Source organism: Nonomuraea sp. NPDC004186 (genome assembly GCF_053603495.1).
Genome location: NZ_JBSGFQ010000011.1, coordinates 101,669 through 120,923 on the forward strand (window position 1 = coordinate 101,669; position 19,255 = coordinate 120,923).

At 70.8% G+C, this 19,255-nt stretch carries 17 protein-coding genes; 8 read left to right on the forward strand and 9 right to left on the reverse strand.

Translation table 11 applies throughout. The annotated features are described in order from the left end of the window. The first annotated feature begins 52 nt into the window (after positions 1-52). Positions 53-547, forward strand: coding sequence for a hypothetical protein (locus tag ACWEPL_RS11990; protein ID WP_452436041.1), 495 nt, complete (start codon positions 53-55; stop codon positions 545-547). 141 nt (positions 548-688) lie between these two features. Here ACWEPL_RS11990 and ACWEPL_RS11995 read toward each other — a convergent pair whose 3' ends face one another. From ACWEPL_RS11995 to ACWEPL_RS12030, 8 genes are all read right to left on the reverse strand, one after another. Further along, positions 689-2,797, reverse strand: a complete 2,109-nt coding sequence (locus ACWEPL_RS11995) for a hypothetical protein (protein ID WP_452436042.1) — start codon at positions 2,795-2,797, stop codon at positions 689-691. Between the two features lie 66 nt (positions 2,798-2,863). After that, a complete protein-coding gene (locus tag ACWEPL_RS12000) occupies positions 2,864-3,991 on the reverse strand; it encodes a mandelate racemase/muconate lactonizing enzyme family protein (RefSeq protein ID WP_452436043.1) in 1,128 nt (375 codons plus the stop codon). A gap of 5 nt (positions 3,992-3,996) precedes the next feature. Then, entirely contained in the window at positions 3,997-4,968 is a 972-nt protein-coding gene (locus ACWEPL_RS12005) for a D-2-hydroxyacid dehydrogenase (protein WP_452436044.1), read from the reverse strand. Then, the gene (locus tag ACWEPL_RS12010; protein ID WP_452436045.1) at positions 4,965-5,951 is read right to left on the reverse strand and encodes a hydroxyacid dehydrogenase; all 987 of its coding nucleotides are present in this window, start codon (positions 5,949-5,951) and stop codon (positions 4,965-4,967) included. The genes ACWEPL_RS12005 and ACWEPL_RS12010 overlap by 4 nt, the downstream gene beginning before the upstream one ends. Then, entirely contained in the window at positions 5,945-7,105 is a 1,161-nt protein-coding gene (locus ACWEPL_RS12015; protein WP_452436046.1) for a hypothetical protein, read from the reverse strand. The genes ACWEPL_RS12010 and ACWEPL_RS12015 overlap by 7 nt, the downstream gene beginning before the upstream one ends. 8 nt (positions 7,106-7,113) lie before the next feature. Next, positions 7,114-7,968 (reverse strand): carbohydrate ABC transporter permease, encoded by an 855-nt coding sequence (locus ACWEPL_RS12020; protein WP_363983308.1) that lies wholly within the window; start codon positions 7,966-7,968, stop codon positions 7,114-7,116. Next, the gene (locus ACWEPL_RS12025) at positions 7,968-8,972 is read right to left on the reverse strand and encodes a carbohydrate ABC transporter permease (protein ID WP_452436047.1); all 1,005 of its coding nucleotides are present in this window, start codon (positions 8,970-8,972) and stop codon (positions 7,968-7,970) included. Before ACWEPL_RS12025 ends, ACWEPL_RS12020 begins: the two co-directional genes overlap by 1 nt. 36 nt (positions 8,973-9,008) lie before the next feature. Beyond that, positions 9,009-10,460, reverse strand: a complete 1,452-nt coding sequence (locus ACWEPL_RS12030) for an ABC transporter substrate-binding protein (RefSeq protein WP_452436048.1) — start codon at positions 10,458-10,460, stop codon at positions 9,009-9,011. Positions 10,461-10,741: 281 nt separating this feature from the next. On the opposite strand from ACWEPL_RS12030, the gene ACWEPL_RS12035 reads away from it, so the two are divergent. The 3 genes from ACWEPL_RS12035 (at position 10,742) to ACWEPL_RS12045 (ending at position 14,407) form a co-directional block, all read left to right on the forward strand. Continuing rightward, the gene (locus ACWEPL_RS12035; protein ID WP_452436049.1) at positions 10,742-11,518 is read left to right on the forward strand and encodes a sugar phosphate isomerase/epimerase family protein; all 777 of its coding nucleotides are present in this window, start codon (positions 10,742-10,744) and stop codon (positions 11,516-11,518) included. Positions 11,519-11,547: 29 nt separating this feature from the next. Further along, the gene (locus ACWEPL_RS12040; protein WP_363983320.1) at positions 11,548-12,558 is read left to right on the forward strand and encodes a LacI family DNA-binding transcriptional regulator; all 1,011 of its coding nucleotides are present in this window, start codon (positions 11,548-11,550) and stop codon (positions 12,556-12,558) included. Positions 12,559-12,625: 67 nt separating this feature from the next. Further along, positions 12,626-14,407 (forward strand): DUF2264 domain-containing protein, encoded by a 1,782-nt coding sequence (locus ACWEPL_RS12045; RefSeq protein WP_452436050.1) that lies wholly within the window; start codon positions 12,626-12,628, stop codon positions 14,405-14,407. 22 nt (positions 14,408-14,429) lie between these two features. Here ACWEPL_RS12045 and ACWEPL_RS12050 read toward each other — a convergent pair whose 3' ends face one another. Further along, entirely contained in the window at positions 14,430-15,356 is a 927-nt protein-coding gene (locus ACWEPL_RS12050) for a LysR family transcriptional regulator (protein WP_363983332.1), read from the reverse strand. 233 nt (positions 15,357-15,589) lie between these two features. Here ACWEPL_RS12050 and ACWEPL_RS12055 point away from each other — a divergent pair, with 233 nt between their 5' ends. Genes ACWEPL_RS12055 through ACWEPL_RS12070 form a run of 4 tightly spaced genes read left to right on the forward strand, consistent with a single transcriptional unit; the run spans position 15,590 to position 19,242 of the window. Continuing rightward, a complete protein-coding gene (locus tag ACWEPL_RS12055) occupies positions 15,590-16,477 on the forward strand; it encodes an ABC transporter substrate-binding protein (RefSeq protein WP_350731817.1) in 888 nt (295 codons plus the stop codon). Further along, entirely contained in the window at positions 16,474-17,325 is an 852-nt protein-coding gene (locus tag ACWEPL_RS12060) for an amino acid ABC transporter permease (RefSeq protein WP_363983335.1), read from the forward strand. Before ACWEPL_RS12055 ends, ACWEPL_RS12060 begins: the two co-directional genes overlap by 4 nt. Then, complete coding sequence (locus ACWEPL_RS12065) at positions 17,322-18,086, forward strand: amino acid ABC transporter ATP-binding protein (protein ID WP_350731821.1); 765 nt, start codon at positions 17,322-17,324, stop codon at positions 18,084-18,086. Before ACWEPL_RS12060 ends, ACWEPL_RS12065 begins: the two co-directional genes overlap by 4 nt. A gap of 22 nt (positions 18,087-18,108) precedes the next feature. Then, complete coding sequence (locus ACWEPL_RS12070) at positions 18,109-19,242, forward strand: NAD(P)/FAD-dependent oxidoreductase (RefSeq protein WP_452436051.1); 1,134 nt, start codon at positions 18,109-18,111, stop codon at positions 19,240-19,242. Positions 19,243-19,255 lie beyond the last annotated feature (13 nt).

The following is a 19,255-nucleotide window of genomic DNA, read 5'->3' on the forward strand; positions in this document are numbered from 1 at the left end:
AGCGGCCGTCACCCCGCATTTCCCTGCGCACCGACCATCTCTGAGGATTCACATGTCGTCGTCCCGCTTGCTGCCGGAACTGGTCGCGGGAACCTTCGCACTGTCCGTGGTGACGCTGGCAAGCCTCACCGCGACAGGAGCGCTGGGCGACCACCTGTACGGGGCCATTCTCATGGGCGTTCTGACCTTTCCCTTTTCCGCGGTCGGGGTCGCGGTGGGGCTGGCGGCGGAGAAGCTCGATCCGAACGTGATCACCCTTGTGGCCTGGGAGTGGACGTCATTACTCTGGCCCGGGCTGGTCGAGGCGCTTGTGATGTGGTTGCTTCTTCGATTCGGTGCGCGCTCATCCCGAATCAGGCTTTGGGGAAACGTGGTCGCGCTCGTGACGGCATCGCTCGTGCTGTTCGCCGGACTGGTCACTCTCTTCGATCAATGGGCTCCCCGGCGACCGGGCGGAATTCCGCTGATAATCCTCGGGATCGCGCAGGGGTTTTTGTGGTTCCTTGGACATCGCGCGAGGGCGCGAACGGGCCGGATCCGGGAGTGAACCCGACTCCGCCAAGCACGTGCGCGCCCCGGCCGGGCGGCCGGCGCGGGCCCGGCCAGGACCCCCTGCCACCCCATGCTGCTGGACCGGTCGATGCGGGCGCTGGTGGCCATGGCCAGGACCTGGTCGTCACCATGCCGCTCACCGCTCCGAGGTGAGGTTGAGCGGGGTGGTGATGCGCAGGTTCCAGTCGAGGCCGGACGGCGCGAGCGAGTCGTCGATCCAGGCGATCACCGGGTCGCCCTCGGCGTTCATGGTCATGGCCAGTCGTTGGCCGAAGCCGTTCCTGTTCCTGGACACCGGGGTGCTCTCGCAGCGGCTGCCGGTGCAGACGGCGAGCATGAGTCGCTGGTGCTCGAGGCTCTCGAACGCCACCAGCGGGCGCCCCGCGCGGTCCACGGCCAGCACCGGGGCCGCCTGGACCTCGCTTCCGGCGCCCAGCGTGCGTACGTCCGCCTGGGCGCAGTCGGGGGTGCGGCAGTCGAGCAGTTTGGTCGCCTCGTCGCGCAGGTCCCGGTAGGCGATGGCGGGGCGGCCGTCGGGGCGTACCGCCATCGCCAGGCCGCCGTTCCAGAGCCGGTCGGGAGTCGGCGGGACGGGAAGCACGGGGCTGGTGACGCTCGGCTGGTGGCAGGCGGCGTCCAGGCAGGAGATCACCTGGATCTGGCCGGTGGCGGAGTCGTACCGGGCGGCGACCGGACGGTCCCCGGGACCGACCGCGACGACCAGGTCGTGCTCCGTGGACGAGTACCCGGCCGCCTCCAGGCGGGCGACCTGCCTGGCCTCCGGGCGCGCGCAGCTCGGATCCGCGCAGAAGATGAAGGAGACGAGGTCGTGAGTCGGCTGGTCACCCTCCGCCGGATCACTCTCGGCATAGGCCACGACCGGGCCGCCGCCCTGGCGTACGGCCAGCGCCACCCCCACCGACTCCGCCGGTCTGCGCGTCGTCGCGATGGCCCCGCTGCTGCGTACGCACGTGGCCGCCGCGCAGGTGAGCAGTTCGAGCCTGCGGGTGGTCCAGGTCGTGAGAAGGAGGCGCCCGTCGGGCAGCCGTGCGCTGGCCGCGCCCGCCTGCCACCGGGTGCCGGCGCCGTCCGGCTCGGCCCACGCGAAGCTCGCCTTCCGGCACGAGGGGTCGGCGCAGGCCAGCAGGCTGGAGTCGTCCTCGAAGCCGTCCATCACCGCGACCGGGCCCCCATCACGGCCGATGCGCAGGTCCTGCAGATCGAGGGGGCGCAGCTGCGGTTCGCGCTCACGGGAGGAGGCGGAGAACCTCGGGGGCGCCCAGGATTCCGTCACGTTCGTCTCGGCGATCTCCAGCCACCCGAACGGGTTGACCAGCACAACTCCGCCGAACAGCAGTCCGGGCAGCAGCACCGCGGAAAGGAGGCCGGACCACACCGGGTGCGGCGACGGGCCGTCGGGCAGGCCGTGCGCCAGGTCCGAGTCGTCCACCTCGGTGCGCCAGGCCATGCTGTGCAGGAACTGGCGCGCGACCACGGCGGCCTGGAAGGGTGTGATGGCCAGCGCCAGCACGGTTCCGGCCAGGCCCCATCCGAGGGTCGCGAGCGGGCCGGGGAGCAGGCCCAGCCCTGACCCGAGAGCCCACACCGCCGCGCCGGGGACGAGGACGACCCCGAAGGTCAGAGTCAACGCGGTCGGCAGGAAACTCAGCTCGGTCATGCGGTAGGCGCGGCGGATCGAGCCCGGCCCCGAGCATCCGTGCAGGAGAACGGCGGGCACGGCCAGCAGGCCCGGCATCCCCGCGTACGCGGCCACCACCAGCCCCACCCTGGCCAGCCAATGCTGATCGGTCACCATCAGCACGCCGGCTCCCGCGCCCCAGGCAGCCCCGGACACCAGGAGCAGGACCAGCAGGGACGGCAGCCGCCGCACCGTCGCCCGCAGCGCATCGAGAGGCGAGATCCACCGGTCGACCAGGTGCCCCGCGGCGATGATCACGGTCGCGGGGAACACCACGATCTCCCCGGCGAGCGCGACCACCGCCGGCACGAGCGTCCAGATCAGCAGCGCGGCATCGGACGTCCCGATCAGCTGGAGCCGCCCGTTGACCACCGCCGCCGAGCCGCCGTTCGCCACCGTGAGCACCAGCAGGGACAGCGTGGCGAGCGGCACGTGCACCAGCACCCCGGGCAGCGCAAGCCGCACCAGGTGCCGCCCGGCGTCGAGATAGCTCCGGAACGGCACGCCGTCCTCGCGTAGCCGTTCGACGTGCTCCATCGAGCTCACGGGCCAAACGGTGACAGGGCGTTTCGCCGGTTCGCTTCCTACTTGCGGGAAATGGTCTGGGCCCGTTCAGAGCGCAAGCGCGCGGACCGCCTCCTCGTCCACGCCGATCCCCAGACCGGGGCCGGTGGGCACCTGGGCGACGCCGTCGGTGACCGTGATGACCGGATCCGTGGCGTAGGGGCTGGTGATGAACTGCCGGCCGTTGAGGTCCACCGGCGTGTCCACGCCGAACGCCGCGAACAGGTGGAGCGAGGCCGCCAGCCCGATGTCGGACTCGGTGAGGCCGGAGCCCATGATCGCCAGGCCGCAGTCCTCGGCGAGCTGGCACTGCCGCAGCGCCAGGGTCAGCCCGCCGCAGCGCTGCACCTTGGCGACGGCGACGTCGATGGCGTCGAGCCGGACGAACGTCGCCAGGTCGCTCGGATGGCGCAGGCTCTCGTCCACGGCCACCGGGATGGGGCTGGCGTCACGCAGGCGGCGCAGGCCGGCGACGTCGTTGGAGGGCAGCGGCTGCTCGAAGACGGCCACGTCCAGGTCGGTCAGGCGCCGGGCCACCCGGAGCGCGACGGCGGCCGTGTAGCCCTGGTTGGCGTCCACCCAGAGCACGGCGTCGGGAGCCGCGGCGCGCACGGCCTCCACGATGGCCACGTCCTCGTCCTCGGTGTGCAGGCCGACCTTGACCTTGACGTGGCGGTAGCCGAGCGCGCGGCCCTCGGCCACCGAGTCCGCGGCCACGGCGGCCGACTCGGTGGCCACGATCCAGGCCAGCTCGATGGTGTCGCGCCTGCGCCGGCCCCACAGCTCGCCGAGGGACAGGCCGAGGCTGCGGGCGTAGGCGTCGTGGGAGGCCACGTCGACCGCCGCGCGCGCCAGCGGCATGCCGATCGAGAAGCCCTTGCTGATCGTACGGTCGAAGACGCGGCAGAGCCCGTCCAGGTCCCACAGCGGGCGGCCGACGGCCGCCGGGGCCAGGTAGTTCTCGATGGTGGAGACGATGGACTCGGTGGTCTCGTACGTCCAGGAGGGGATCGGGGTGGCCTCGCCCCACCCGATGGCCCCGTCGTCGGCGGTGACCTTCACCAGGACTCTGACGGCCGGGCGGCCGCCCTGGACGACGGACCCGCCCGCCACGGCGAAGTCGCGCAGCGAGGGCAGGCCTACGGTGAAGGTCTCGACGCGTGCTATCCGGTTCACGTGATTCAGTACCATTCGGACTTGTCGACCAGATTGATCAGTTCGCGCCCGGCCACGAAGCGCCGGGCGTTCTCCAGCAGTACGGCGAAGCGCCGCTCGTCGCCGTGCGGACCCACGCCTCCCACATGCGGGGTGATGAGCACGTCCGGACGCCGCCAGAGCGGGTGATCGGCGGGCAGCGGTTCGGTCTCGAAGACGTCCAGGGCCGCGCCGGCCAGGCGCCCTTCGGCCAGGGCGGCCGTCAGGTCGTCGAGCCGCACGATGGGCCCGCGGCCGATGTTGACGACGTATGACCCGGGCTTGGCCAGCGCCAGCCGCCGCGCGTCCAGCAGGCCCTCGGTGGCCGGGGTGTGCGGAACGGTCAGGATGACCAGGTCCGCCTCGGGAAGCAGCCGGTCGAGCGCGTCGGCCGGCAGCACCTCGGCGAAGCCCGGCACGGGGCCGCCGTGCCGGGCGTCCACGCCCACCACCCTGGTGCCGAACGCCGCCAGCAGCCTGCCGACCTCGGCCCCGACCGCGCCGACCCCCACCACCAGGGCGGTGGCCTCGCCCATGGACAGCACGGCGCCGGGGTCCCAGTCGGGCGCCCAGCGCGCGCGGGCCTGTTCGCGGGCGTACCTGGGCAGGCCCCTGGCCAGCGCGAGCACGAGCGCGAGCGCGTGCGCGGCCACGTGGTCGGTGTACGTGTCACGCATGTTGGTGACCTGCACGGGGTGCGCGACCAGGGCCGGATGGTAGAAGCCCGGAGGCGGCCCGGCCTGCGGGGCCTGCAGCCAGCGCAGCCGTCCGGCGTGCGCCAGCAGGTCCGCGGGCAGGGTGCCGTAGGCGGCGTCGGCCTCCGCCAGCGCCCGCGCCGCCTCTTCCTGGGTCTCCGGCTGGAGCACGACGAGCTCCGGCACCGCCTGCTCCAGCCGGGCCCGCCAGCCCGCGGTGGCCGGATCGTGCGGCGGCAGCAGCACCAGGGTGGCTGGGCTCACGCCCTCCTCGCCAGCCCGGACTCGGTGATCTCGTACAGCAGCGGCTCTCCCGCGATGTAGCGGGCCAGCTCCTCGGCCATCGCCTGTCCGTGGCGGCGCCGCTCGAAGCCCAGGCTGCCCGCCACGTGCGGGGTGACGACGATGTTGGGCATCGTGAACAGCGGCGACCCGGCGACGGGCGGCTCCGGTTCGGTGACGTCGAGGACGGCGAACAGGTCGGTCCGCCGGCTCAGCACGTCCACGAGCGCGGCCTCGTCGACGAGGGCGCCGCGCGCCGTGTTGATCAGGGTGGCGTCGGGCTTCATCGACTCCAGCAGCTCGGTGCCGACCAGGCGCTGCGTCTCGGGGGTGAGCGGCGAGTGCAGGCTGACCACGTCGGAGGTGGTGAACAGCTCCTTCAGGCCGACGAGGCGCACGCCGAGCTCCGCCGCCTGCGCCGGGTCGGCGTACGGGTCGTAGGCCTGCACGTCGAGGTGGTGATGGGCGAGCAGCCGCGCCGTGGCCCGGCCCGTGGCGCCGAGCGAGACCAGCCCGACCACCGCGTCGTAGGCCCCGATCTCGGGCCCGCGCGGGGCGGTGGCCGCGGCGGCGCGCGCGGCCAGCACGTAGCGCCAGCCGTGCTTGAGCGCGTACAGGATCTGCGAGAGCGCGAACTCGGCGACCGGCTCGGCGTTGGCCGTGGCCGCCGAGGTGACCCGCACTCCCCTGGCCCACATCTCCGGGGTGACCATCCCCTTGATGGAGCCCGCGCCGTACAGCACCAGCGAGAGCCTGGGTGCGGCGGCGAGCAGGTCGGCGTCCAGCTTGGGCGCCCCCCACCCGGTCACCAGCACGTCAAGGTCGGCGAGCACGTCCGGGGTGATCCGGTCGGCGGTGAGCAGGGGCGAGGCGATGGTCAGGTGCCGCTCGATCGCCTCCCTGGCCTGGGGGCCGTAGACGTCGTCGAAGCGGTTCGGGTCCATCACGTACAGCCCGTTCAGCATTGCCTCTCCTTCACGCGAGCCGCCGCCCGCACGCTGGCCAGGCGGGCAGGCGAGCCCAACCCGGCGTGGTAGTAACGTAGCTGCCGCGCTCCCCCTGCGATGAGGTCGGCGGCAAGTGCCGGGATCCGGGCGTGCCCGTCCTCCAGCACGGTCAGGTTGGCGACGAGGGGGATCTCGGTGCGGCTCGCCGCGGCCTTCACCTGGGCGAGTGCCGCCTCCTCCGGGCCCCAGCACTTGAGCACGTACGCGTCGACCGGCGCGTCGAAGGAGGCCAGGTCGATCCCCACATCGGGGCCGGTGACCTGCGGGTCGTCGGTGGCCATGAGCAGCAGCTCGCGGCCGGCGGCCGGCACCGCCACGTCCCGGACCAGGTCGGCGATGACCCGGCCGCGGTGGTCGTAGACGGCCTGGGCCCGCTCGTGGCCGAGCGCGTCGCCCAGGCTCTCCCCGGCGGGGACGCCCTGCTGGAGCTCCCCGTCCACGGCGGCGCGCACGTCGCGCGCCAGCTCCTCGACGTCCAGGCCGCGCTCCGCCAGCCCGCTCCGGCAGGCCGGGCAGAGGCAGAGCGACAGCAGGGCCCGGCCGCAGGCGGACAGGTGGGCGCCGGAGGTCTTCTCGTGGTGTCCGGCGTGCTCGGCGCCCAGCCAGCCGCACGCCTCCAGCATCAGCGCGGGCACGTCGTACTGGTCGCAGACCTCGCTCACGAGGGTGAGCGCGTAGTCGTGGACGGCGGGCTGGGCGGGGCAGAGCGCGTAGGGATAGGACTCGCCGTACGCGTTCCTGACCGTCAGGTCGGGCGCCTCGCGGCCCAGCACCGAGGAGTGCGTGAGCACCATCCAGGCCTCGGCCCGCAGCCCGGCCTCCGCCAGCGCGGCCAGCGCCGTCCCGAACCGGTCCTCGTCCGGCACCCCCCAGCTCGGCGGGTACGGCTTGAGCCGCCCCCGCCAGCGGTCGGGACGCAGCCGGAAGTAGGCCGCCGCGTGATCGGCCTGCACGATGCGGTGGCGCGGATGCCACGCGGTGGTGGCCCGGACCGAGTGGTAGGCCGCCTGCAGGGTCACCGTGCTCACGCCGAGCCCGGCGATGCGCTCGGCCGCCGCGGGGTCGCCCACGAGGTCCCAGGTGTAGGCGAACGCGCCGTGCCTCGTCTTCAAGCGGACTGTCACCCCTTCGTGGCGCCGGCCAGGCCGCGCGTGAAGTAGTTCTGGAAGAACAGGAAGATCGCCAGCATCGGCAGGAACGAGATCGTCATCCCGGCGGCGAACCCGGTCCAGTCGGTGGCGTGCTCGCCCTGGAAGGAGAGCATCCCGACGGCGAGGTTCTGCAGGTCGGGCTGGCCGAGCGTGAACACCAGTGGGATGTTGAACTCGTTCCAGCTGCTGATGAACTGGAAGATGACCACCACCGCGATGACCGGTTTGGCCAGCGGCAGGATGAGGCCGAACGTCTTGATGAAGCCGGCCCCGTCGAGCTTGGCCGCCTCGAACAGGTCGCTCGGGACGCTGGAGAAGAACCCGACGAACAGCAGGACGTAGAGCGCGCCCGCGCCGCCGGACATGGCCAGGATGACGCCGGCCCGTGTGTTCAGCAGGCCGAGGTTCTCGATCAGCACGAACTGCGGGACGACGATCGAGGCGACCGGGATGAACAGGGTCCCCACGATCATCCGGTAGAGCAGGGTGCGGCCGGGGAACTCGTACCTGGCCAGCACGTAGCCGCACAGGGCCGCCTTGACCAGCTCGACGAGGGTCGAGGCGACCGAGTAGAGCACCGTGTTGAAGAAGTATCCGGAGAACCCGGCGTTGACCCAGGCGCGTACGAAGTTGTCGAAGTTCAGCTGGTCGGGCACGAGGCTCGCGCCGCTGGTGAACATCCCGGCCTGGGTCTTGAACGCGGCCGAGATCGTCCACAGGAACGGATAGACCCACACGAGCCCGATGACCACCAGGATCGGCAGGGCGATGAGGTTGGCCCGGGTCCTGTGGCTGCGCCGGGCGGCCTGGTTGATCGTGGCCATCAGACGCCGTACTCCTTCCTGAGCCGCTGGGCCCGGCGGACCGCGACGCCCTGGGCGGAGACCAGGACGAAGGCGATGACGGAGAACAGCAGCGCCGCGGCCGAGGCGTAGCCGTAGGCGAACGGCACCGAGCCGAAGGCGTTCTGGTAGATGAAGTAGGACACCACGTACGTGCTGGTGCCCGGGCCGCCCGCGGTGAGGGTGACGACCAACCCGAAGACGTGCATGGCGTTCACGATGCCGAGCAGGGCGATGATCACGGCGACCGGCCTGATCATCGGCAGCGTGATGCGGGTGAGCTTCTTCCACTCGCCCGCGCCGTCGATGTCGGCCGCCTCGTAGACCTCCTCCGGCACGTTCTGCAGCGCCGCGATCCAGTAGATCATGTACTGGCCGAAGATCTGCCAGACGGAGACGAGAACGAGCACGAGCAGCGCGCTCCACCGGTTGGCGAACACGTCGAACCCCTGGTCGACCAGGCCGAGGTCGCGCAGGATCGCGTTCAGCGCGCCGTTGGACGGGTTGAGCAGGTAGGTGAAGACCAGGCCCGCCATGGCGACGGGGATGATCAGCGGCGCGAAGAACAGGGTCCGGAAGAACCGCTTGCCGCGCAGCCACTTGCGAGTGAGCACGATCGCCGCCAGGAGCGAGATCGGGAGCTTGATGACGGTGGTCAGCACGGCGAAGATCAGCGTGTTGACCACCGAGAGCCAGAACAGCGGGTCGACCAGGATCGAACCGTAGTTCTCGGCCCCGACGAAGTTGTCGATCGGGCCGATGCCCGACCAGTCGAAGAAGGAGTAGTAGATCGTCGCGGCCAGCGGCCAGAGGGTGAAGCCGAGGTAGAGCAGGAGGAAGGGGGCCAGGAAGACGACCAGCCAGACCCTGTCGAAGCCGCGGACGCGCTCGCGGGAGTGATCGACGCGTTCGGGCACGCGCTCGGCGGGCGGCCGGTCCCTGTCCGGCACCCTCTCCCTACCGGGGGCGGGGGCGGTGGTTGTCATGGATGTCCTCACGAGGGAGAAGGGGGCGCCGGCCGGTCAGTTCTTGTACATGTCCTTCGTGTAGTCCTTGGTGTAGTCCCAGTCGGGGAAGGTGTAGCAGTCCATCGACACCTTCAGACCGGCGGCGGCCTCCTGCTTGAGCCCTTCCTCCAGGGCGGTCTGCCGCTGCTTGACGATGGCGGCGCCCACCGACTCCAGCGACTGGCCGCTGACCAGCGCCTCGCCCATGGCCTCCCACTCCCCGTCGGGGCTCTTCGCCAGCGCGTTCACGTACGCCTTGGACTTGGCGATGTCGGGGCACTTGAGCAGCGGCACGGGAAGCTGGACGCGGTAGCCCGGCTGCGCGCCGATCTGCATGATCTGCTTGAGCGCCGGGTCGCTGACCATCTTCTGGTTGTCGACGTAGGCCAGCGTGCCGAAGGCGCTCTTGTAGTACTGCTTGACGAAGTAGCCGTTGGGGTCGGTCATCCACTGGATGAACGTCCACATGGCGTCGGCGTTCTTGGTCTGCGAGCTGACCCAGTACTTGTTGGTGTCATACCTGCGGCCGCCCGCGCCGGTCGGTCCCCCGTCCGGGTTGACGCGCGGCGCCACCACGTACTTGTCGCTGCTGAAGCCCTGGCTGGCCCACACGCTCGGCAGCCAGGTGCCGTCGAACATGATGCCGGCCTGGTCGGCGGCGAACTGCTGGCGGGAGAAGTTCTTGTCGTTGGTGCCCGGCGCCAGGTATCCGGCCTTGCTGAGCTCCTGGATGTAGGCGAAGGTCTTCACCTGCCCGGGCTCGGTCAGGTCGAACTTGCCCGTCTTGTAGTCGAAGAACTCATCCGTCGAGACGCTGCTGATCAGCCCGAACCAGATCCGCTGCATGTCCACGCCCTTGGTGGGTGCGGCGATGCACTCCGCCTTGGTCTTGGCCTTGATCTGCGCGCAGGCGCTCTTGAGGTCGGCCCAGGTCTTGGGCGGGCTGTTGACGTCCAGCCCGGCCTGCTGGAAGACCTGCTTGTTGAGGAACATGTAGCCGGAGCCCCAGTAGAGGTTCTCCGAGAACGGGAAACCGTACGTCTTCCCGTCCTGCATGTTGATGCCCTCCAGGAAGGACCCGTCCGGCCAGCGCTTGGTGAAGTCGGCGGGGACGGTGCCGCTCGGGCTGAGCGGGCTGATCCACTTCTGGTCCAGCAGCTGGGACAGCCCGGTCGCGTTCCAGTAGAACATGTCCGGCGCCTGGTTGCTCTGGAAGGCCAGGGGCAGGGTCTTCATGTAGTCGGCCTGGGTGATCGAGCGCCACTCGATCTTGATGTTGGGATGTTCCTTGGTGAACTGCGCGCCGATGTCCTTGTGGAAGTTCACCTGTTCGGCGGAGAAGTCCCAGATCTGCAGCGTGGTCTGCGAGCCACTGCCGCCGTCGCGGCCGGTGCTCGACGTGCCGCACGCCGCCACGAGCAGCGAGGCCAGGATCGCGGTGATCATCGCGGGCCGATGGAGTTTCATGAAGCCCTCCCGAGAGACGGAGGTCAGAGGGGTGTCGGGCATCGGGTAAGCGCTTGCCCGAGAGGTGGGTCCGAGAGTAACCCCGGTCACAGGCCGATTCAAGACTTGTGAGAAAGCGGTTTCAGATCGATGCTCGGTCATGACACCTGTCCGTCGACGACCCGTACCGCCAGAAATATGCTGATTTGCCTGGCACTTTTCGGCGGCGCGCGCCGATAAGATCATCATCTCGGCGCGCCGGAAAAATCTTTACAAGCGCTTTCAGAACTTCGGGAGTACGTGTGCGCCTGCTCGCCTTCACCAAGCCCTTCGGCCCGATCGACCCCGCCCGGCTGGCCGAGACCGTGGCCTCGGTGGGCGCCGACGGGGTCGACCTCGTCGTGCGCGAGGGGCAGACGGTCAGCCCCGCCGACCCGGGCGGCATCGCCGTCGTCGCCACCGAGCTCGAACGCCGCGGGCTCACCCTCGACGTCGTCACCACCGACCTGCTCGACGCCGACGCGGACGCCGAACGGATCATCGCGGCCTGCGGCGAGAGCGGCGTCCCCCTCATGCGGGTGGGCTTCTTCCGCTACGACCCCGCCGCCGGATACCGCCGTCAGCTGGATGAGTCCAGGGCCGCGCTGTCCCGCCTGGCCGCCGTCGCGGCCCGGCACGGCGTGCGGCTGGCGGTCCAGTTGCATCACGGTACGATCCATCCATCCGCCTCGCTCGCCCTCGCACTCGCCGGCGACCTGGACGACGTGCGCTTCTACGCCGACCCCGGCAACCAGGCCAAGGAGGGCAGCGAGGCATGGGCGCTCAACGTCGACCTGCTGGGCGATCGGATGGCCTGCATGGGAGTGAAGAACGCCGTCTGGCGGTCCACCGCGGACGGCTGGGTGTGCGAGTGGCAACCGTTCGCGGACGGAGGCGTGGTCCCCTGGCCGGAGATCGTCCCCGGGCTGCGCGCACGCGGCTACACCGGAGTGCTGTCGCTGCACGTCCACTACCCGGCGGCCGACCCGGCGGCGGCCGTACGGCGGGATCTTGATCATCTACGCGGGCTGCTCGGCTGACGGGCGCTCCACGGGGGCAGGAGGAGCGGGTGCGTAATCTGCGGCAGGGCCGCTCGGCCCGGGTGACGATCAGCGACGTCGGGGCGGCGGCGGGGGTGTCGGCCTCGACGGTCTCCCGCGTGCTCAACGGCACGGCCAAGGTCGCCCCCTCGCTGGCGGCGCGCGTCCACGACGCGGTCAGGCAGCTGGGCTACCGGCCCAACGCCGCGGCGCAGGGGCTGGCCCGCGGGGAGTGGGGCACCATCGGCGTGCTGGTCCCCAACCTGGCCAACCCCTACTTCCCCGACGTGCTCAAGGCGGTCTCGGCCGTCGCTCGCTCCCACGGGCGGCGCGTCATGGTCATGGAGTCGGACGACGACCCCTCGATCGAGCACGACCTGGTCGCGGACCTGATGCGCAGCTGCGACGGGGTGCTGCTCTGCTCCTCCCGCCTGGAGCGCTCGGACCTGGTCGTGCTGACCGCCCGGGACCACCCGCTCGTCCTGCTCGACCGGATCGTCCCCGGCATCGCCGCGCCCGCGGTCTCCGCCGACTTCTTCGGCGGGATGATGCTGATCTGCGGCCACCTGGCGCAGCTGGGCCACCGCCGGGTCGCCTACCTGAGCGGGCCCGAGGTGTCCTGGGCCAACGCCGAGCGGATCAGGGCGCTGGAGGCGGCCAAGGCGTTCGGGATCTCCGTCACGATCCTGCCGTGCGGGTCCACCAGCCGCTCCGGGTACGACGCCGCCGCCGAGGTGGCCGGCACCGGCGCCACCGCGCTCACCACCTACAACGATCTGGTGGCGCTGGGGGCGGTGACCCGGATGCGCGAGCTCGGGGTACGGGTTCCCGAGGACCTGTCGGTGGTCGGGTTCGACGACATCGCGCTGGACCACGTGGCGCACACGAGCCTGACCACGGTGTCGGTGCCGCGCGGTCAGCTCGGCAGGCAGGCGGCCGAGATGCTGGAGGCCCTCATGACCGAGGGGCACGACGGGGAGCCGGTGTACCTGCCGATGGAGTTGCACGTCCGCGACAGCACGGCGCCGCCCCACTGTTGACAAGTGCGGCCGGCGGCGGGAACCCTGTCTTCCTGAAAGCGCTTTCCCAGCGGAGGAGAGAGAACCCGTGGACACCGACGACCGCGCAGGGCGGCCTGGCAGCGACCGAGACGACCTGCAGCGGCAGGTCCTGGACCTGGTCGCACCACTGACCACCAGATTCAGCGCGGGCGGGGGGCGGCTGCGGCTGGGGTTCAACACGGCGCACTACGACCAGGCCGCCTCCGAGCTGGAAGCGTTCGCTCGGCCGCTGTGGGGGCTGGCGCCCCTGGCGGCCGGCGGCAGGGCGTTCGACCACTGGGAGCTCTGGCGCGCCGGGCTGGCCGCCGGGACCGACCCCGAGCACCCCGACTACTGGGGCGCCGCCTTCGACCGCAACCAGCGGCTGGTCGAGACCGCCGCCATCGGCCTGGCGCTCGCCCTGGCCCCCGAGCAGGTCTGGGACCCGCTGACCGGCCCGCAGCGCGACACGGTGGCCGCCTGGCTGCGGCACGCGGTCACCGTGGAGCCCAACGACAACAACTGGCTGTTCTTCCCGGTCATGGTGGGGCTCGGGCTCGACCGCGTCGGGGTCGCCCACGACCGCGACGCCAACACGGCCAGGCTCGACCGGCTGGAGGAGTTCGACCTCGGGCGCGGGTGGTACTCCGACGGGCCCAAGTGGCAGCGCGACTACTACATCCCGTTCGCCATGCACTACTACGGCCTCATCTACGCGGCGCTCGGCAACGACCCGGCCAGGGCCGGGCGCTTCCGCGAGCGGGCCGCGGCGTTCGCCCATGACTTCCAGCACTGGTTCACCAGCGAGGGGGTCGCGGTCCCGTTCGGCAGGAGCCTGACCTACCGCTTCGCGCAGTCGGCGTTCTGGGGGGCGCTGGCCTTCGCCGGGGTCGAGGCGCTGCCGTGGGAGGTGACCAAGGGCCACCTGCTGCGGAACGTGCGCTGGTGGGGCGGCCGGCCCATCCGCGACGCCGCCGGGCTGCTCACCATCGGCTACGGCTACCCCCAGCCGCACCTGGCCGAGCAGTACAACGCGCCCGGCTCGCCGTACTGGGCCATGAAGGCGTTCCTGCCGCTCGCCCTGCCCGCGGAGCACCCGTTCTGGGCCGCGAAGGAGGCCGACGCGCCGCCGCTGCCCGAGGTCAGCACCCAGCCGGAGGCGGGCGTGGCGCTGCTGCGCTGCGAGGAGGGACGGCACGTGGTGCTGCTGAGCGCGGGGCAGCACGCCCCGTGGATGCGGCACGGCGCGGCCAAGTACGCCAAATTCGCCTACTCCACGCGTTTCGGCTTCAGCGTGCCGGCCGGGACGCTGGGGCTCGAACAGGGCGCCTTCGACAGCACGCTGGCGCTCAGCGAGGACGGCGAGCACTGGCGGCCGTGCGAGCTGCCGTACGACGTCTCCGCCTCCGACGGCGTGCTGCACGCGCGCTGGAAGCCCTGGGACGACGTGGAGATCGAGACCTGGCTGGTGGCGCTGCCCCCGTGGCACGTACGGGTGCACCGGATCAGGACCGGACGGGCGCTGCGCACGGCCGAGGGCGCCTTCGCGGTCGACCGGGACCGGCCGCCTACCCGAGTGGAGACCGGCACCGGGTGGGCCAGGCTCGACTCGCCGAACGGCCTGTGCGTGATCGAGGATCTGTCCGGCGGGCGGGAGGGAGCCCTGGTCACGCCCCTGCCCGGCACTAACGTGTTCGCCCCGCGCACCACGATCCCCACGCTGACGGGCGAGCTGCCGCCCGGCGAGCACCTGCTGGCCTGCGCGGTCATCGGCCTGGAGGCTGTGGAGGGGAGCGAGTGGCCGGCGCCTCCCACGTGGGACGCCGTCGAGCCGCTGCTCGGCCCCTGAGCGCCGACCGCGCGGGCCGGGCTCATACGGCGATGGGGAGGTCCGCGCGCTGGTGCAGGGATTCGGCGGCGTTGATGAGCATGCTCGTCGCGTGACCGAGCAGGGGGTTGGGGTCGGTGGCGCGGCACACGGTGAAGACCCTGCGGACCTGGGAGGGGTCGCCGAGCCGGAACACGCACACCTCGCGCGACTCGATCATCGCCAGCTCCGGCACGATCGCCACCCCGAGCCCCTTGCGTACGAGCTCGAAGGGCAGGTTGTAGTCGTTGGTGCGGAACAGCACGTCGGGGTCGAAGCCGCTGGCCGCGCAGATGTGCGACAGGTTGAGCGAGGCGTCCATCCCCTCGGTGTAGGAGATCCACCGTTCGGCTGACAGCTCGCCGAACTGGATGCGCTTGCGGGCGGCCAGCCGGTGACCGGTCGGCACGAGCACGTAGAGCGGCTCCTCCATGATCAACGTCATGGTCAGGTCCTTCGGCCAGTTGTGCGGCACCATGCCATACTCGAAGACCACGGCCAGGTCGAGCCGCCCCTCGTTGACGGCGGGAATGGTCCGGTGCGGATCGCCTTCCTCGTAGCGGATGTCCACGTTGGGCCGGTCGCGCAGGAACTCGGCCAGCACGGCGGGCACCAGCCGGAACCCGGCGGACCAGAAGCTGCCGAGCCGCAGCCTGCCCCGGTGGGTGGTGGCGAAGGAACGCATCTCCTCCTCCGCCGCCTCGAGGTCGGCCAGCAGCCGGGCTGCCTTGCGGGCCAGCTCGGCCCCCGCCGCGGTGGGCCGGATGCTGCGCGGCAGGCGCTCGAACAGCTGGACGCCCAGGGTCCGCTCCAGCGAGGAGACCTGCTGCGAGATGGCCGAGGGGGTGAACCCGAGGCGCTTGGCGGCGGTCCGGAGCGAACCGGTGGCGACCACCTCACGGATCGCCTGAAGCTGGGCGGGAGTAAGCATCGGCTCAACTTAACAGTCCGGCAGTAAGCATCACCAGACCGCGGACCATCTTGAGGCGAGGCAATCGATCACCTGGGCGGCTACCTGGGGCGGGTGAGAAAGAGGATAAGGAGGAGTGAACAGGTTGTGCACCAATGCGCATGCTCGCTTACCTTGTCGTATCCAAACGGACCCCCAATATTGGTGTTTACGGAACGTAGTAGTACCAAGCGCGAGAGGTGGTGTCCTGCGCGATGCGGTTCACCCAAGCAGCCGCCGCATTCGGCCTGGCGGGACTCCTGTCCCTGACAGCTTGTTCCGGAGGCGGCGCCTCCCAGGCGGCCGCCCCGGCACAGCAGAAGAATCAGGAACTGCACGACCTGCTGCCCGACAAGATCAAGAAGAGCGGCACGCTCAACGTGGCCGCTGGTCACAACTACCCGCCGCTGGTCTTCCTCGACACCGACAACAAGTCGGTCATCGGCCTCGAACCCGAGCTGATGAAGGCCATCGGCCAGGTGCTCGGCGTCGAGGTCACGTTCAGCCAGGCCAGCTTCGACAGTCTCATCGCCGGTGTGCAGGCACGCCGGTACGACCTGGCCATCCAGGCGATGCTCGACAAGCCGGAACGCCGCGAGAAGGTCACCTTCGTCGACTACTTCAAGACCAGCAGCTCGCTCCTGGTCCAGGAGAAGGACGCCCAGGCGATCAAGTCGCTCGACGACCTCTGCGGGAAGACGGCGGCCGTCGAGCAGGGCACCGCCCAGGCCGACGACGCCGAGCAGCAGAAGAAGAAGTGCACGGACGCGGGCAAGCCGGCGGTCCAGGTGCTGGTGTTCCCCGACACGGTCGGCTGTCTGCAGGCCGTCTCCACCGGCCGGGCCAACGCCTTCATCGGCGGCACGCCCACCATCACCTACCAGGCCGAGCAGTCCGGCGGCCGGATGAAGCAGGTCGGCGAGCCCTACCGCTTCCTGCCGTACGGGATCCTCGTCAACAAGGAGGACCAGAACCTCTCCAAGGCCGTGCAGCAGGCGCTGCAGAAGCTGATGGAGAACGGCTCCTACGCCAAGATCCTCGACAAGTGGAAGATGTCGTCGGGCGCCCTCGACAAGGCCGTGCTCAACGGCGGCGAGTCGTGACCACGACCGGGCAGACCGCTCCCCCGGCTCCACGGGAGCGGATCCAGGCCGTCCCGCTTCGCCATCCGGGGCGCTGGGTGAGCGCGGCCGTCCTCGGCTTCCTGGTGATCTTCCTGCTGCAGGGCTGGGTGGCCAACCCGCGCATGGAGTGGAAGGTGGTCGGCGAGTACCTCTTCTCCCCCGCGGTCCTGAGCGGGCTCGGCACCACGCTGCTGCTCACGGTGCTCGCCATGCTCGTCGGCGTCGCGGGCGGCATCGTGCTGGCCGTGCTGCGCATGTCGCCCAACCCGTTGCTGGCGGCGCTGAGCGCGTTCTACATCTGGGTCTTCCGCGGCGTGCCGCTGCTGGTGCAGCTGCTGTTCTGGTACTTCCTGTCCGCGGTGGTGCCGAAGATCGGGCTCGGCGTGCCCTGGGGGCCGACGTTCTTCGAGGTCGACACCAACCTGATCATCACCCAGCTCACCGCGGCGGTGCTGGGCCTCGGCCTGCACGAGGCGGCCTACATGGCCGAGATCGTGCGGGCCGGCATGACCTCCGTCGACCACGGTCAGACGGAGGCGGCCCACGCCCTGGGCCTGACCCGCTTCCAGACCCTGCGCAAGATCATTCTTCCGCAGGCCATGCGGGTCATCATCCCGCCGACGGGCAACCAGGTGGTCTCCATGCTCAAGACCACCTCCCTCGTCTTCGCCATCGCCGTACCTGAGCTCCTGACCTCGATCCAGGGCATCTACTCCAGGAACTTCCAGCAGGTCGCCCTGCTCACGGTCGCGTGCTTCTGGTATCTGGTGGCCACGACCGTCCTGAACGCCGGGCAGCACTACATCGAACGCAGGTTCAGCCGATGACGACCCTCATCCGCGCGGAAGGCGTGCACAAGCGGTTCGGAGCGCTCGACGTACTCAAAGGCATCGATCTGGAGGTCGCGGAGGGAGAGGTGCTGGCCGTGATCGGCCCGTCGGGCTCCGGCAAGTCCACCTTCCTGCGCTGCATCAACCACCTCGAACGCATCGACGCCGGCCGCCTCTACTTCCGCGACCACCTGATCGGCTACGAGGAGCGCGACGGGAAGGTCTACGAGCTGCCGGACAAGGCGATCGCCGCCCAGCGGGTGGACATCGGGATGGTCTTCCAGCGCTTCAACCTCTTCCCGCACATGACCGCGCTCGAGAACATCATGATGGCGCCGATCATGGTCAAGAAGGAGCCGAAGGCCGAGGTACGCGAGCGCGCCCACGCCCTGCTGACCAGGGTGGGGCTGGCCGACAAGGCGAACAGCCGCCCCGACCAGCTGTCCGGCGGCCAGCAGCAGCGCGTCGCCATCGCCCGCGCCCTGGCGATGCGGCCCGACCTCATGCTGTTCGACGAGCCGACCTCGGCCCTCGACCCGGAGCTCGTGGGCGAGGTCCTGGACGTCATGCGCGACCTCGTACGCGAGGACGGCATGACGATGATCATCGTCACCCACGAGATGGGATTCGCCCGCGAGGTGTGCGACACCATCGTCTTCATGGACGACGGTGTCGTCGTGGAGTCCGGGCCGCCCGGCGCCGTGCTCGGCGAGCCCCGGCACGAGCGCACCCGGGCATTCCTCAGCAAGGTCCTCTGACTCCCGAAGGAAAGATATCCACGTGTCCCGCGTCATCGTTCTCGGCGCCGGAGTGCTCGGTGCCTCCGTCGCCTACCACCTGGCCGTCGCAGGGGCTCAGGTCGTCGTCATCGAGGCCGGCGGCCCCGCCGCGGGCACCTCCAGCGCGACCTTTTCCATGGACGTCACCCACCTGAAGACCCCGCGCGCCTACTACGAGCTCAACCGCGCCAGCGCAGCCCTGCACGCCACTTTGGCCGAGGAGCTCGAAGGCCCGTCGTGGCGGCACCCCATGCCCGCCATCCAGTGGGGCGACAGCGAGGAGAGCCAGCGGGGGCTCAGGGAGCGGGCCGTCCGCCTCAAGTCGTGGGGGCACCCCTGCCGCATCGCCGACCCGTCCGAGCTGGGCGAACTCGCCCCCGCCGTCGACCCGGCGGCGTGCACGGCGAGCGAGCTCGTGGTCCACGACCAGAGCGCGTGGTACGACGCCCCGCTCTTCGTGCAGCGCCTGCTCGATCGCGCCGCCACGCTCGGCGCCGACATCAGGTACGGCCTGCGGGCACAGGCGCTGATCCGCGACGGCGACGCCGTCACCGGTGTCGAGACCGGCACGCGGCGCTGGGAGGCCGACTGGGTGGTCAACTGCACCGGCCCGGACGCCGACCGCATCGCGGCGCTGGCCGGCACCGACCTGCCCATGACCCGGATCCCCGGGCTGGTGGGAGAGAGCACCCCGGTCCCCGGCCTGCGGCTCGACGCCATCCTGGCCACGCCCGAGGTGGACCTGCGCCCCGCCCCCGGAGACCGGATCTGCTCCATCTCCTGGCCCGTGGACGCGCTGCTGCCCGGCCAGAGCGACGACGCCCTGGCCGAACGGTTGCACGCCGGCGGCCAGCGGGTCCTTCCCGCGCTGCGCGACGCCCGGCTGGCCGGCGTACGCCTCGGCGTCCGGCCCGTGCCGGCGGACGGCCTGCCGCTGGCGGGCACGCACCCCGAGGTCCCCGGCCTCTACCACCTCGTCACCCACAGCGGCGTCAACCTGGCGCCCGAGCTCGGCCGGCTCGCGGCTCAGGAGATCATCGACGGTGACGGCCCCGGCCTCGCCGGATACCGCATCACCCGTGGCGTCACGGCCTCCGTGCAGGACGAGAGCCTGACCCTCATGACCACCCGCTGACCCCGCCCGAGGC